The following is a 15719-nucleotide window of genomic DNA, read 5'->3' as shown; positions in this document are numbered from 1 at the left end:
TCGCTTCTTAATTTAAACCTCTTCCGTATTTTCTAATTTTATTTTGAGCATTTAACTCCTCAAATATTTTGTCTAAAATACCATTTATGAATGAATTACTCTTAGGTGTACTAAATTCTTTTGCTATTTCCAGATATTCATTAATGGTAACCTTAACCGGGATACTTGAGAAATATATCATTTCTGCAATAGCCATTTTCATGATGATGACATCCATCATGGCTATCCTATCTGCTTCCCAATTTTTGGTTTTACCAGCAATAAGCTCTTGGAAAGTGCTTTCGTTAGCAACAGTTTTATGAAATAAATCTGTGATAAACTCTTTGTCCTCAGACCAGTTAGAACTAATTTGTGCTAATTTATGATCTCCTTCTAAAGAAGAGAAATTTTTCAATGTTTTAGCTATCATGGCTTGTAAAACATCTTGATCTACTTGCCAGTTAATATGCTTTTCTTCTAAGGCAGATTGTGCTAAAGAAGATTTTAAGATTACTTTTTTGAAAATAAATTTAATGATGTCTTTATCCGTATGTAAATCTTGCCCCTCTGTCTTGATATAGTCTTGATATTCTGCAGAAGCTTTTAAAGACGCAAATAAAGAACGAGCCAACTCAGGATCAAAATCCCATGAAGTTTTATACTTTTTTATAGCTTGTTGATACTCTTCAGACGCTAATAAAAGTTTAATGAATAAGTTGTTTAAAATTTTAAGGTTTGGATTTAAATCCTCCTCTGAAGGCAAATGTTTATTAGCCCTTTCTATTGCATCAATATCTGCATATTGCACAACATCATTAATTAAAGCTAACAAGCTAATATACATTTCGTAAACTTTATCTACACTTGCTAACAAGTTTTTCTCTTGCAGCCTATAATCTGTAGACTCGGTTTGTTGAAACGCATAAAGCGTTTGCATTACTTTTACTCTTAAATGCCTTCTATTTAACATATTTTAAAGAACGATTTGGCTTAAAAAAACCTAATTTGTATATGGGTATAATTAATTTGATGATTTTATTTTTCTGATATCTTCAATTCTCTTCTCTGCTATTTTATTAGCAGCTAAGTAAGTAGGTATTTCTTCTTCTTTTGATTTTTTTAATACTTCTCTGGTGGCCTCGTAAATATTTTCTGCCAGTTGCATAGTTCTTTTTCTTGAGTAACCTTCTAACTCAGAATAGCAATTAATTAACCCCCCGGCGTTAATTAAGTAATCTGGAGCGTATAAAATTCCTTTTTCTAGAAGAAGTTGCCCATCTGCTTTTTCATCCGCCAATTGGTTATTGGCAGAACCTGCTATAATAGCACATTTCATCTTAGCTATAGTTTCTGAATTTACGGTAGAACCTAAAGCACAAGGTGCGTAAATATCAAAATCTATATCAAATAAACGGCTGTTATTTACCGCTTCTGCACCATATTGTCGAGCCACTTTTATCAATCTTTCTTCATTGATATCGCTAACATAAACTTTAGCATTTTCTGCTCTTAAAAGACTTACTAAGTTTTCGCCTACATGGCCTGTTCCTTGTACTGCAACGGTTCTTCCTGCCAAAGAATCAGTACCAAACATTTCTTTTACACAGGCTTTTATACCCATGAAGACACCCTTTGCTGTAACAGGGGATAAGTCTCCATTTCCACCCATTACTTCAGGAATACCTGTTACATATTTAGTTTCCATACGGATGTATTCCATATCCTTAGGACTAGTTCCTACATCTTGTGTGGTAATAAAAGCACCGTTTAAGTTTTGGATAAAACGCCCAAATCTGCGCATCATCACTTCAGTTTTGTCTTTTCTGCTATCGCCAATTATTACTGCTTTACCACCTCCTAAATTTAAACCGGTGATGGCTGCTTTATAAGTCATGGCTTGTGACAAGCGCAAAACATCATTTAAAGCTTCAGCTTCTGTGGAATAAGCCCACATCCTTGTTCCGCCAAGGGCTGGCCCCAAAACTGTATTATGTATAGCTATGATAGCTTTTAAACCAGTTTCTTCATCATTACAAAATACAACTTGCTGGTGATTTAACAAGCCTAATTGGCTAAATACGGAACTTTCTTCTAAACGAACAGATGACATAAAATCAATAAATTGAAACTGAATATCTTTGGCAAAAGTAGCTGTTTTTTTTGAATTTCTAATACAGTATAACCTAAGAGCGTAACAATTTTAATGGATAAGCAGTTTTATATCTTGATTCCAAACACAGGATATGATAACCAAAATAATGCTGTAACTTTGGATGCAATCCATGAAAGAACTAGCATATCTCAATAAATTTTTCTTTAAGTACCGATGGAAGCTAATCCCCGGTGTCATATTTGTTATTATATCAAACTTTTTTGCCGTTGTACCAGCCCAAATTATTCGTTTAGCGCTAGACTTAGTTAATGAAAATATCGCTTTATATAGGCTATTCTTTGGCTTTAATAGACAAGAAATTATTTATGATTTATTTGGTACTAGTCTTTTATTTTTTGGTTTATTAGTACTGTTGATGGCCTTAACACGTGGTATTTTTCTGTTTTTCATGAGGCAAACCATTATCCTTACCTCCAGACATATAGAGTACGATTTAAAAAACGACATCTACAACCAATATCAAAAGCTGGATATGGCTTTCTTCAGAAAAAATAACACTGGCGATTTAATGAACCGCGTTACTGAAGATGTAAGCAGAGTAAGAATGTATGTAGGTCCGGCTATTATGTATGCCATTAACACCATAGTACTGTTTGCACTTATTATTATAGCTATGGTAGGTGTTAACCTAAAACTAGCCCTATATTGTTTAGCTCCTCTACCAATATTAGCCATTGCTATTTATTATGTAAACAGCATCATCAACTTAAAAAGCGAGAAAATACAGGAACGCTAAAGCGATTTGTCTTCTTACGTACAAGAATCTTTTGCAGGCATTAGGGTAATTAAATCTTATGGCAGAGAAGAACAAATAAGAGCAGGTTTTGCAAAAGAAAGCGAAGGTTATAAATCAGAATCATTATCCCTAGTTAAAGTACAAGCTTTATTTTATCCATTTATGTTGCTGATGATTGGCTTAAGTACTATCATAACCGTTTACATGGGAGGTATTGAGGTTATGGAAGGAAAAATTACAGCAGGTAATATTGCAGAATTTATCATTTATGTAAACCAATTAACCTTTCCGGTGATGTCTTTAGGATGGGTAACTTCTTTAATCCAAAGGGCTGCAGCATCACAAAAAAGAATCAATAATTTTTTAAGTATAAAGCCAGATATTTACAGTGAATCCCAAGCAATCATAAAAAATATCTCTGGAGATATTAGCTTTAAAAATGTTAGTTTTACTTATCCAGATACCGGTATACAAGCTATAAAAAACATAAGTTTTGAGCTAAAAGCAGGCGAAGTATTAGCTATAATTGGCAAAACAGGATCAGGAAAATCTACACTAGCCAATCTTCTTTTAAGAATGTATGATATTGATAAAGGAGAAATTTTAATTGATGGCACTCCTATCCATCAGTTAAATTTAGAAAACTACCGTAGCCAAATTGGTTTTGTACCGCAAGAGGTGTTCTTATTTTCTGATACTATTGCCCGTAATATTGCTTTTAGTTTAGATGAAATGGATATGCCTAAAGTAGAACAAGCCGCCAAAGACGCCGCTGTTTACCATAATATTATGGAGTTTGACCAGCAATTTGAAACCTTTATTGGCGAACGAGGCATTACCTTATCGGGAGGGCAAAAGCAAAGAGTTTCTATTGCCAGAGCTATCATTAACTCGCCACAAATACTCATTTTCGATGATAGCTTATCTGCTGTTGATACCAAAACAGAAGAAACAATTTTGAATAACTTAGGAAAAATTATGCGCCACAAAACAAGTGTTATCATTGCGCATAGGGTATCTACCATTAAAAATGCTGATAAAATAATTGTATTAGATGATGGAGAGATTGCAGAAATCGGAAATCATGAGCATTTATTAACAAAAAAAGGGTTGTATTTTGATTTATATGAAAAGCAATTGCTAGAAGAAGAACAGATTAGCTGAGTTTTAATGAATTTGCTTTAACAATTATTTGGAACTTTAGTTTTTTCTTTCTTTATTTAACCAATCAAAACTAAAAACTTGACAACAGCAATGGGAGATTACGAAAACAAAGAGAGAGAAGAGGTTTTTTCTAAAAAAGTAAGAGCAGGAAAAAGAACTTATTTTTTTGATGTAAAATCAACAAGATCAAACGATTATTACATTACTGTAACCGAAAGCAAAAAAAGATTAGAAGACGGTGTATTTGTAAAACATAAGATTTTCCTTTACAAAGAAGATTTTGAAAAATTTGCTGAAGGTCTTGCAGAAACAGTAGATTACATTAAAGCACATCAAGAAGTTGTTGAAAAAAGATACGAATACAATCCTGATGGAGCCCCTCAGAAAGTAGATGACGATTTCTCTTTTGAAATCTAAAAAATAACCATTTAGATAAAAAAAGCCATGATGTATAATCATGGCTTTTTTTATTGTCATTTTTTTGGAGAAAACTTAAAACAATAGTTATTCTAAATTATTATATATACATTTGAAATAATTAATAACAATCACAAATGAACAATGGAACAGTAAAGTTCTTTAACTCAACCAAAGGATTTGGTTTTATTAAAGAAGATGGAACGAGCAAAGAATACTTTGTACACGTTTCAGGTCTGATTGACGAAATCAGAGAAAATGACGAAGTTACTTTCGACCTACAGGACGGAAAAAAAGGATTAAATGCAGTGAATGTTAAACTTGCTTAATTGCAGGTCTCTTAATATAGATCACATTTAAAGTCATCAAAGCCCTCGTTTCTATGAAACGAGGGCTTTTTTGATTTAAGAGCCTCTCTACCTTCTAGCTAACTAAGTTTATAACATCAGCTTAAAGAATTAATAAAATAATATATAGCTTTTTATTTTAACCAAATATTAAATTTATTAAAAATTAGTTTTACATTTTTATTTTTATTATATTTGCCTCAATTAAAAATTATAACATGAATAATGGAACAGTAAAGTTCTTTAATTCTACCAAAGGTTTTGGTTTTATTAAAGAAGACGGAACAAACAATGAGTATTTTGTACATGTTTCGGGTCTGGTAGATGATATCAGAGAAAATGACGAAGTTACTTTCGACCTTCAAAATGGTAAAAAAGGATTAAATGCTGCTAATGTAAGACTTGCTTAATTGCAGCTTTTTATATAATTAAACATTTAAAGTCATTACAAAGCCATCACAACAATTGTGATGGCTTTTTTTATATCTTATAAAGCCGCTCGCTCTGCTTAAGTAATTTTTCTGTTTCTTAGAGATGTCCACCTGCCTTATTCGTTACATTTGGTTAAAACGAATATATCATGCAGAAATTTATACTCCTAAGCTTCAGCTTATTGCTTTATCAAATTGGCTTTGCGCAGCAAAATTCTAAAAAACCGCTAGACCATAGCGTTTACGACCAATGGCAAAGTGTAGCAAGCCCCAAAATAAGTAATAATGGAAAATATATACTTTATCAAGTAAGACCACAACAAGGAGATGCTCATTTGTACATCAAAACAGCGAATAATAAAATACTGCAAACTGTAAGTCGTGGCGACTCTGCCCTATTCACTTCTGATTCTAAATACGCCATTTTTACTATAAAACCTTGGTATAAAGATACCCGAGAGGCAAAAATCAAGAAGAAGAAACCAGAAGAAATGCCAAAAGATTCTATTGGTATTTTTGCTTTAGAAACAGGTAAGCTTCAAAAATATCCGGATGCGAAATCATTTAAATTAGCAGAAAAAGGTGCTTTTTTAGCATTTTTAGCTACTAAAACTCCCCTAAAAGACACCTTAAAAAAACCAGCTGCAGATACAGTTAAGAAAATAAGCGACCAACTTTTAGAAAGTAAAAAAGCAGGTGCTGTTCTTAAAATTGTTCATCTAAAAGATGGCAGCATCAAAGAAATTGAACATGTTACAGATTATGAGATAAGTAAACAAGGTAACCAAATAGCTTATGTAATTGCTGCTCCTAAAAACAATAAGCAGGTAAAATCTGGATTATACATCTATGATGTGTTAGCTGGAAAATCAAAATTAATTAGCTCTGGAAAAGGAACTTATAAAAGTTTAGTTTTTGATGAGCAAGCTAAACAATTTGCTTTTGTAGCAGAGAAATATCCTGAAAAGGCTTTATCAAAACCTTTTAGTTTGTACTATTATGATTTCGTGAGTGATACGGCTCAAATTCTTATGGCAAATAATGCTAAGCAATTGAAAGAAAATTGGTCGCCTAGTGGCTTTTCTAGATTACGTTTTGATAAAAATGGAGCTAAACTTTATTTCGGTACTGCACCCAACCCTATCCCACAAGACACCACTCAGGTTGATTTTGAAACTGCCAAACTAGACATTTGGCATTATCAGGATGATTATTTACAACCCATGCAGCTAAAAAATCTGCGTAGAGATTTACAAAAAAATTATTTAGCGGTTATTTATCCTCAGCAAAAAGACAAAAAATTTATTCAGCTAGAGGATGAATACCTTTCTGATTCTTACGTAGCCCAGCTTAACCATGCAGAATACATCTTAGCTGTAACAGATACAGGTAAAAGAGTATCTATGCAATGGAAAGGCAATACACTAAAACATGCATATTTAATTTCTACTATTACCGGAGAGCGCATTGCAATAAACTCTAAGGCTGCAAAAGGTAGGTTTCAACTATCACCAGCAGGTAAATACGTTATTTGGTATGATTATGAACAGAAAAACTGGTTCTCATTTGCTACAGCTACCCGTAAAACGGTTAATCTTACGGGTAAAATAACGGTTTCTTTTAGTGATGAAGAAAATGACTCGCCAGACGACCCGCAACCATATGGTATAGCTGCTTGGACAGAAAATGATGAAGCTGTTTTAATTTACGACCGTTATGATATCTGGAAAATCAATCCTGCAACAGCAGAAAGTCAGAATTTTACTAATAATTTAGGTCGTTCAACCAAAACAACTATCAGGTACAACATCCCGGTTGATAAACAATACTTTATTGGTGCTAAAGAAGATTTATGGTTAATAGCTCAAAATACCATCAATAAGCAATGGGCATATTATAAAAAGAATATTTCAAGTTTAAAAAATCCTATTCAGCTACCTTTTGTACCTATGGGATATTCTGAAGCTATAAAAGCTAAAGATGCTGATGTTTATATCTACACGAAATCTAACGTTGCTAAACCAGCAGATTTATATAGCAGTACCGATTTTAGAAAAGAAGTTCAACTGAGTAATATTAATCCTCAACAAAAAGAATACAATTGGTTTAGTTCTGAATTGGTGAATTGGAAAACACCAAAAGGCTACGAAGCAACTGGTATTTTATACAAACCAGAAAATTTTGATCCAACAAAAAAATATCCAATGGTGGTTTATTTTTATGAGAAACTATCTGATGGTTTATACCGTTATCAAGCCCCAGCACCTACTCCATCTCGTTTAGATATTGCCATGTTTGCTAGCAATGGGTATCTGGTTTTTACACCAGATATTAGTTATACCATTGGCGAACCAGGTGCTTCTGCGGTAGAATTCATCAACTCTGGCGTAGACCATTTAAAAAAGAACAGTTGGGTAAATGGCTCTAAAATAGGTATACAAGGGCAAAGTTGGGGAGGTTATCAAGTAGCGTACCTCATCACACACAACAATATGTATGCTGCGGCTTGGTCTGGTGCACCTGTTGTAAATATGACATCGGCGTATGGAGGTATACGTTGGGAATCTGGTATGAGCAGACAATTTCAGTACGAGCATACCCAAAGTAGGATTGGTGGCACATTATGGGAAAAACCAGAATTATATATTAAAAACTCGCCTCTTTTTCATTTACCAAAAGTAGAGACGCCGGTAGTTATTATGGCTAATGATGCTGATGGCGCAGTGCCTTGGTATCAAGGTATTGAAATGTTTACCGCTTTAAGAAGGTTGGGTAAACCAGTTTGGATGCTGCAATACAATGGCGAAGCACATAATCTTATTAAAAGAGAAAATCGTAAAGACATCTCGATAAGAGAATTACAGTTTTTTGATCATTATTTAAAAGACTCCCCAGCCCCAGTTTGGATGGCAAAAGGTGTTCCTGCTGTAGAAAAAGGCAGAAATTTTGGCTTAGAGCTGGTTAAATAATAAAACATTTTGTTTTAGAAAAGCAGAGACTTCGTTACCATCTCCTGATGGTCTGGAACTCTGCTTTTCTCATAATAAACTTCTTTTAAACATCATTTAAAGCACTTTCTGTGAAATTTATAATTAGAGATTTCTTCTCTTAAAAAAATTAAATTTCTAATCTTTTTTATTTGGATTTAATCTAAATAATATATACGTTTGCCGCATTATTTATAATTAATCTAATTTAATCAAGCGTATATGAAATTGCGTATTAGTCTACTACTAAGCTTTGTTTGTTTCACAAGTATAGTATTTGCACAAAAAGCATCTATAAATGGGAAAGTTGTTGATGGTAATGATCATCCAGTTGCCGGTGCTACCATAGTTTTAAAAGGGACAGTTAGAGCCGCACAAACCAACGTTAAAGGAGAGTATGTTATCAAAGGTCTTGAAAAAGGTAACTACACCTTAATATTAAGCTTCGTAGGTATGAAAAATAAAACTACAGAAGTTTCCTTATCAGACAACCAAAACAGTACTGTTAATTTTAAGCTTGAAGACGATGGTCTTTTACTAAACGAAATTGAGGTATCTACCAGAAGAGGTATAAAAGGCAATGAGACTCTTCCTGATGTTACTGATTTCAGAATTAATGCAGCCAAGAAAAATGAACTGATTAAATTAGATAACATCAACGCTAACCTAGCGATGAATAATAGTCGCCAAATTTTTGGTCGTACACCAGGTATCTCTGTTTGGGAGAATGATGGTTCTGGGATACAATTGGGTGTTGCTTCGCGTGGTTTAAGTCCTAACCGTTCTTGGGAATTTAACGTAAGAATGGATGGCTATGATATTACGCCAGACCCAATGGGTTATCCTGAAGCTTACTATACTCCGCCAATGGAAGTTGTAGACCGTATTGAGATTATCCGTGGTGCCTCATCATTACAGTATGGCCCTCAGTTTGGTGGTTTAATGAATTTCGTATTACGCAAACCAGATATTTCTACCCGTTTAACATTTGAATCTCAAAACACTGTAGGTAGTAACGGCCTATTTAGTACTTTTAATTACATAGGTGGTACTGTTGGCCGTTTAAGTTATACTGCATACTATCAAAAAAGAAGAGGTGATGGTTGGAGAGATAATGGATTCTTTGATACTGACCACGCACATTTTGAATTAAGCTACGCAGTTTCTAAGAAGTTTAAAATAGGTACAGAGATTACTTATATGACTACCGAAAGTCAGCAACCAGGTGGTTTAACTGATGTTCAGTTTAACCAAGATGCTCGTCAGAGTAATAGAAGCAGAAACTGGTTTAGCACACCTTGGTTAGTACCATCTTTGAATGCAGAATACATATTTAACGAGAAAACTAAACTTAGCTGGAAAGCTTTTGGAACTATTGCAGAAAGAAATAGTGTTGGTATTGTAAGCGCCATTACTACCCCAGATAATTTAGGTAACAGACAAGTAGACCGCGATTATTATACTACTTACGGTTCTGAGTTACGTTTATTAACAGAATATAGAGCTTTAGGCTTAAATAATACATTAGCAGCAGGTGTAAGATATTTTAATGGGCATATTGACCGTAAGCAACAAGGTGTTGGTACTAACGGTACCGATATGGATTTCAACTTATCCAGCGGTGTTTACCCACGTAATCTTGATTTTGCTAATGTAAACTCAGCAGCATTTCTTGAAAACATTTTCCATATTACCGATAAGTTCTTAGTAACTGGTGGTGTGCGTTTAGAGAATATCAGCTCTACTATGGAAGGTCAGTTTAACGCTACTTCAAACTTAACTCCTGCTACACGCAAACGTAACTTCTTACTTGTTGGTGCAGGTGCTGAGTATAAAATCACACCAACAACTAAATTTTATTCTAATATCTCACAAGCTTATCGTCCGGTGTTAATTTCTGATTTAACGCCACCAGCTACAACAGATGTTATTGACCCTAATTTAAAAGATGCTAGAGGTTACAATTTTGATTTTGGTTACCGTGGTCAAGTAAGTAATTTCCTAAATTTTGATATCGATTATTTCTATTTAAACTATGATGATCGTATTGGAACAATTACACAATCAAATGGTAACTCGCAAAACTTCCAATTCCGTACAAATTTAGGTAGATCAGTAAGTAAAGGATTTGAAGCCTATGTTGAAGTAGACCCTGTTACAGCAATTTTCAAACGTTCTAGAGTAGGTTATGTAAGCTTATTTGCTTCATTAGCTCATATTGATGCTACTTATCAAGATTTTAAAACTACATCTGTAAATAGCAGTAATCAAATTGTGGAGGGCAACTTAGCAGGAAAAAGAGTAGAAAATGCTCCAAGAAGCATTAACCGTTTTGGTGCTACTTATAGCTTAAAAGGTTTCTCTATGACATGGCAGTTAAGTAAAATTGGTGAGGCTTTCGCCGATGCTTCTAATACAGTAGCACCAAATGCTGCTGCTACAACAGGTTTAATTCCAGCTTATAGCGTACAAGATTTATCAGCAAGTTATAAATTCTTAAAACACTATAACATTAAAGCTGGGGTTAATAACTTAACAGATGAGCGTTATTTTACCCGTAGAGCTGGTGGTTATCCAGGTCCTGGTATCATGCCTGCTGATGGTCGTATTGCTTACCTTTCTTTAGGTGTGAAATTTTAGTAAATACTCTTTTTAAATTATAGTTTGAGGCCTCGGGAAATTTCCTGAGGCTTTTTTGTTTTCACTAACATATTAAACTATATTTATGGTATGACAGATACAGCTACCCTTATCCTAATCTTGATATTTGCCTTATATAACTTCGCTGTTTTAAGCACTTTTATCTATAAAAAGTATATCCTAAAGCAAAGAATTTCTTTTTTTAAGGATTTGCCTTTTTTCTTTTAAGTAGAGATACTCTAGCCAGATAGCGGCTTCTTTCTTCGTCAAGATTTGGTTTTAATATTAAAGGCAGCACCCAAATGCCCGCTTTAAAAGGTCTTTCTACTCTGCACTTCCTACGCTTTCCACCCCATACATCGGACAGTCGTCTTCGGTCTGCAGACTTTATACTTTAAACTTTCTACTAAATTTAATCTTTTCCTGAAAACAAAATTCATTATCATGATATTTGTCTATCATGGGATATCATAGTTTAAGAGATTGCGTTAACGATTTAGAACGTAACGGACATTTAGTTAGGATTAAGGAAGAAGTAGACCCCTATTTAGAAGCTGCAGCCATTCATCATCGTGTTTACGAACAGCAAGGACCAGCACTGTATTTCGAGAATATTAAAGGTAGTAAGTTTCCTGCCGTATCTAATCTTTTTGGTACGCTAGAGCGTAGCAAGTTTATGTTTAGAGATACCTTAGAGAAACTTAAAGTGTTGGTAGATTTAAAAGGAGACCCCATGAGAGCTTTAAAAGCGCCTTTTAAATATTTGGATGTTTCTTTAACAGCGCTTTCTGCCTTACCTATGAAAACCAGCAGAAATAGTCCTATCAATTATGGTAGAGCAAAAATTTCTGATATCCCCCCTATTGTAAATTGGCCAATGGATGGCGGCCCTTTTGTGACTATGCCACAGGTTTATACGGAAGACATCACCAAACCCGGTATCATGAATGCTAACTTAGGGATGTATCGCATACAACTCAGTGGAAACGAATACATCACCGATAAGGAAATTGGCCTACATTACCAATTGCACAGAGGTATTGGAGTACACCAAACCAAGGCAAATGCTTTAGGACAACCTTTAAAAGTAAGTATTTTTGTAGGTGGCCCACCATCACATCCTTTAGCTGCTGTTATGCCTTTACCAGAAGGTTTATCTGAAATGACTTTTGCTGGTGCTTTAGGCAATCGTAGGTTTAGATATTTTTATGATGAAGAAGGTTTTTGCATTTCTGCCGATGCTGATTTTGTGATTACTGGGACTGTTTATCCGCAAGAAAACAAACCTGAAGGACCTTTTGGTGACCATTTAGGTTATTACAGTTTAACACATCCTTTCCCTTTAATGAAAGTGCATCAGGTTTACCATAAAAAAGATGCTATTTGGAGTTTTACTGTTGTAGGCAGACCGCCACAAGAAGATACCAGCTTTGGTGCGCTTATTCATGAAATTACCGGAGCTGCCATTCCGCAAGAAGTACCAGGCTTGCATGCCGTAAATGCGGTAGATGCAGCCGGCGTTCACCCTCTACTTTTTGCCTTAGGAAGCGAACGCTATACTCCGTATTTAAAAGAGCGTAAACCTCAGGAAATATTAACCATTGCTAACCATGTTTTAGGTAAAAACCAACTCAGCTTAGCTAAATACTTGTTTATTTGTGCCAAAGAAGATAATCCTGAGCTGGATATCCATGATATTCCTGCCTTTATGCAGCATGTTTTGGAAAGGATAGATTTTACCCGCGATTTACATTTTTACACCAAAACCACTATTGATACTTTAGATTATAGCGGTACAGATATTAACGCAGGTTCTAAAGTAGCTATAGCTATTGCCGGAGAGGTAAAACGTACTTTATGGAATGAAGTTCCTGCTAGTTTTAGTATCCCAAATCTATATTCAGGATTTAAAATGGTGATGCCAGGTGTAATAGCCATACAAGCACCAGTTTTTACAGATTATAAAAAAGCTGAGGAAGAAACTGAGATTCTAAATAACTATTTAAAAACACAGGATTTGGGTGGCTTAGGTCTTATTATTTTATGTGATGATGCTGAGTTTACAGCTAAAACTCCTAATAATTTTGTTTGGGTGAGTTTTACCAGAAGTAATCCTTCACATGATATTTATGGTATTAACAGCTTTATAGAACATAAACATTGGGGTTGTAAAGGCCCAATTGTGATTGATGCTAGAATAAAACCTCATCACGCTCCTCCACTAATTCAAAACCCAGAAGTTGAAAAGAAAATTGATAGGTTATGGGATAAAGGTGGCAGTTTGTATGGAATAGGTTAATTTATATCTTTCGACTTAATTAACATTGGTGTTATTATATCAAAATCAGGCATTCACGCTCTGGCTTTCCGGCCTCTTGACCGGCCATGTCAAGATACTTTTATTCAAAGTATTAGTTTTATGTTTTGGCCTTCATGAATGCTTTGCATGTTTCCGCAAAAAGTATCCAAACCCGAGCAAAGCGAACACATGAAAGCCTTTAAAAAACAATAAGCTAATTGAATAAACTCTCCGCTGCGCCGCTTGCTTTTAAAGGTTCTGCTAAGTCTAGTTTTGTAGATGCCGCAATCGCCAAGGCGGAATTAAGCGTAAACGGTTGTTAATGCTAAGGCTCTATAATCGAACTATTTGAATCCAATAAACTTAATACCAAAGTAATATCAATAAGAAAGCTCAACCATCAAAAGATAGTTGAGCTTTCTTATTTCAGATGATCACAATGTTACTCTGCGTCTTCTAAAGCAGCTAAATAACGTTCGGCCTCTAAAGCTGCCATACAGCCAGAACCTGCAGCGGTTACTGCCTGACGGTAAATTTTATCTTGTGCATCGCCAGAAACAAAAACTCCAGGGATATTAGTAGCGGTACTATCTGGCTTAGTGATGATATAACCTGTTTCATCCATATCTATCCAACCTTTAAAAATATCGGTATTAGGTTTATGACCAATGGCTACAAAGAAACCTGTAACATTTAAATCTTTAGTTTCTTGTGTTTTGTTATTGATAACCCTAACGCCCGTAACATTTTTGCCATCGCCTAAAATCTCTTGGGTTTCTGAGTTGTATAAAATCTCAATATTTGCGGTATTTAATACGCGTTTTTCCATGGCTTTTGATGCTCTAAACTCATCACGACGAACAATCATGTAAACTTTATTACATAATTTAGCCAGATAGGTAGCTTCTTCTGCCGCGGTATCTCCTGCCCCAACAATAGCTACATCTTGGTTTTTGAAGAAAAATCCATCGCAAACAGCACAAGCAGAAACACCAAAACCGTTATATTTTTGCTCAGACTCTAAACCTAACCATTTCGCCGATGCTCCTGTAGAAACAATCACGGTATCTGCTAATATTGTTTTAGAATCATCTACCACAACTTTATGAACAGGACCTGTAAAATCTACTGATGATACGTAACCAAAACGGATATCTGTACCAAAACGTTCTGCCTGTTTTCTAAAGTCTTCCATCATTTCTGGCCCCATTACACCTCCAGGGTAACCTGGGAAATTCTCAACATCAGTGGTTTGTGTTAACTGCCCACCCATTTGCATACCTGTAATCATTACAGGTTTTAAATCAGCTCTAGCAGCATAAATAGCAGCAGTATAGCCCGCAGGACCAGATCCTATAATTAAGCACTTAACGTGTTCTAATTCTTCTGTCATTGTTTTGTTTATGATTGAGATGCAAAGTTAATGTTAGCAGCTAAAAACACAAATCTGTAGAAAATTATGATTTAATTATGATGCTGCAACTTATTTATTTTTTGCGCCTCTAAGATGTTATTAATTTACTATTTTGGCATTCTAAAATCTAAAAACATGCATTATATTCCTCAAAAAAGCAGATATGATAAGATGCTTTACCGCAGATGTGGTAAAAGTGGCATTAAACTTTCGGCATTATCATTAGGCTTGTGGCATAATTTCGGTGGTGTAGATACTTTTGAAAATGGTAGAAATATCATTAAAACTGCTTTTGATAACGGCATTACTCATTTTGATTTAGCTAATAACTACGGTCCGCCTCCGGGCTCTGCTGAAGAAAATTTTGGCTATATACTTAAAAAAGATTTTAGCAGCTACCGCGATGAATTGATTATTTCTTCTAAAGCTGGCTATACCATGTGGGATGGCCCTTATGGCGATTGGGGTTCTAAAAAATATCTAGTTGCTAGTTTAGACCAAAGTTTAAAACGTATGCAATTAGACTATGTGGATATTTTTTATCATCACCGCCCAGACCCAGAAACACCTCTAGAAGAAACCATGAGCGCTTTAGATTTAATAGTGCGCCAAGGAAAAGCTTTATACATTGGTCTTTCTAATTATAAACCAGAAGAATGTGCTAAAGCCATACAAATTTTAAAAGATTTAGGTACTCCATGTATCATCCACCAACCTAAATACTCGATGTTTGAACGCTGGGTTGAGGATGGTTTATTAGATTTATTAGGCAAAGAAGGTGTAGGTTGTATTCCTTTCTCGCCATTAGCCCAAGGTTTATTAACCAATAAATATTTAAAAGGCATCCCTCAAGATTCTAGGGCTGCAAAATCTCACGGCTTCTTAAAAGCAGAGCATATTACAGAAGAAAGATTGAACCAAATTAAAGCCTTAAATGATATTGCTGTAAGCAGAAACCAAAGCTTAGCACAAATGGCTATTGCTTGGTTGTTAAAAGACCATCGTGTTACTTCTGTTTTGGTAGGTGCAAGCAAGCCCGAGCAGCTAGAAGACTCTTTGAAAGCTTTGGAAAATATTGCATTTAGCGAGGATGAACTAGCGAGGATTGAGAGAATTTTGGTGTAGGTGGTTA

Annotated in this window: 10 protein-coding genes and 1 pseudogene; 8 read left to right on the top strand and 3 right to left on the bottom strand. The window is 34.9% G+C overall.

Annotated features, from left to right (window positions below; translation table 11 throughout):
• Positions 1-7: 7 nt before the first annotated feature.
• Positions 8-949, bottom strand: coding sequence for a transcription antitermination factor NusB (gene nusB, locus GJJ64_RS02610; RefSeq protein WP_154286197.1), 942 nt, complete (start codon positions 947-949; stop codon positions 8-10).
• Positions 950-1000: 51 nt separating this feature from the next.
• On the bottom strand, positions 1001-2089 hold the full coding sequence (locus GJJ64_RS02605) for a Glu/Leu/Phe/Val family dehydrogenase (RefSeq protein ID WP_154286196.1): 1089 nt from the start codon (positions 2087-2089) through the stop codon (positions 1001-1003).
• A 172-nt stretch (positions 2090-2261) separates the two neighbouring features.
• On the opposite strand from GJJ64_RS02605, the pseudogene GJJ64_RS02600 reads away from it, so the two are divergent.
• From GJJ64_RS02600 to GJJ64_RS02570, 7 genes and pseudogenes are all read left to right on the top strand, one after another.
• Positions 2262-4052, top strand: a pseudogene (locus tag GJJ64_RS02600) (ABC transporter ATP-binding protein).
• 90 nt (positions 4053-4142) lie between these two features.
• Positions 4143-4469 carry a DUF3276 family protein gene (locus GJJ64_RS02595; RefSeq protein WP_026904786.1) on the top strand — a complete coding sequence of 109 codons (327 nt, stop codon included), beginning with the start codon at positions 4143-4145 and terminating at the stop codon, positions 4467-4469.
• Between the two features lie 137 nt (positions 4470-4606).
• A complete protein-coding gene (locus GJJ64_RS02590) occupies positions 4607-4798 on the top strand; it encodes a cold-shock protein (protein WP_026904785.1) in 192 nt (63 codons plus the stop codon).
• Between the two features lie 236 nt (positions 4799-5034).
• Entirely contained in the window at positions 5035-5226 is a 192-nt protein-coding gene (locus tag GJJ64_RS02585) for a cold-shock protein (protein WP_026904784.1), read from the top strand.
• A 170-nt stretch (positions 5227-5396) separates the two neighbouring features.
• The gene (locus GJJ64_RS02580; protein WP_154286195.1) at positions 5397-8216 is read left to right on the top strand and encodes an alpha/beta hydrolase family protein; all 2820 of its coding nucleotides are present in this window, start codon (positions 5397-5399) and stop codon (positions 8214-8216) included.
• A 240-nt stretch (positions 8217-8456) separates the two neighbouring features.
• Positions 8457-10874, top strand: a complete 2418-nt coding sequence (locus tag GJJ64_RS02575) for a TonB-dependent receptor (protein ID WP_154286194.1) — start codon at positions 8457-8459, stop codon at positions 10872-10874.
• Positions 10875-11334: 460 nt separating this feature from the next.
• Entirely contained in the window at positions 11335-13173 is a 1839-nt protein-coding gene (locus tag GJJ64_RS02570; RefSeq protein WP_154286193.1) for a UbiD family decarboxylase, read from the top strand.
• A 442-nt stretch (positions 13174-13615) separates the two neighbouring features.
• On the opposite strand, the gene trxB is transcribed toward GJJ64_RS02570, so the two are convergent.
• Positions 13616-14566: a thioredoxin-disulfide reductase gene (gene trxB / locus GJJ64_RS02565; protein WP_154286192.1), complete on the bottom strand. Its 951-nt coding sequence runs from the start codon at positions 14564-14566 to the stop codon at positions 13616-13618.
• 156 nt (positions 14567-14722) lie between these two features.
• Between trxB and mgrA the strand changes: the two genes are divergently transcribed.
• Positions 14723-15712 carry an L-glyceraldehyde 3-phosphate reductase gene (gene mgrA, locus GJJ64_RS02560; protein ID WP_154286191.1) on the top strand — a complete coding sequence of 330 codons (990 nt, stop codon included), beginning with the start codon at positions 14723-14725 and terminating at the stop codon, positions 15710-15712.
• Positions 15713-15719 lie beyond the last annotated feature (7 nt).

Source organism: Pedobacter puniceum, from assembly GCF_009674685.1.
Lineage (GTDB): Bacteria > Bacteroidota > Bacteroidia > Sphingobacteriales > Sphingobacteriaceae > Pseudopedobacter > Pseudopedobacter puniceum.
The sequence above is the reverse complement of the archived record's forward strand: the minus strand, read 5'-3'. Positions and strand labels throughout refer to the sequence as shown.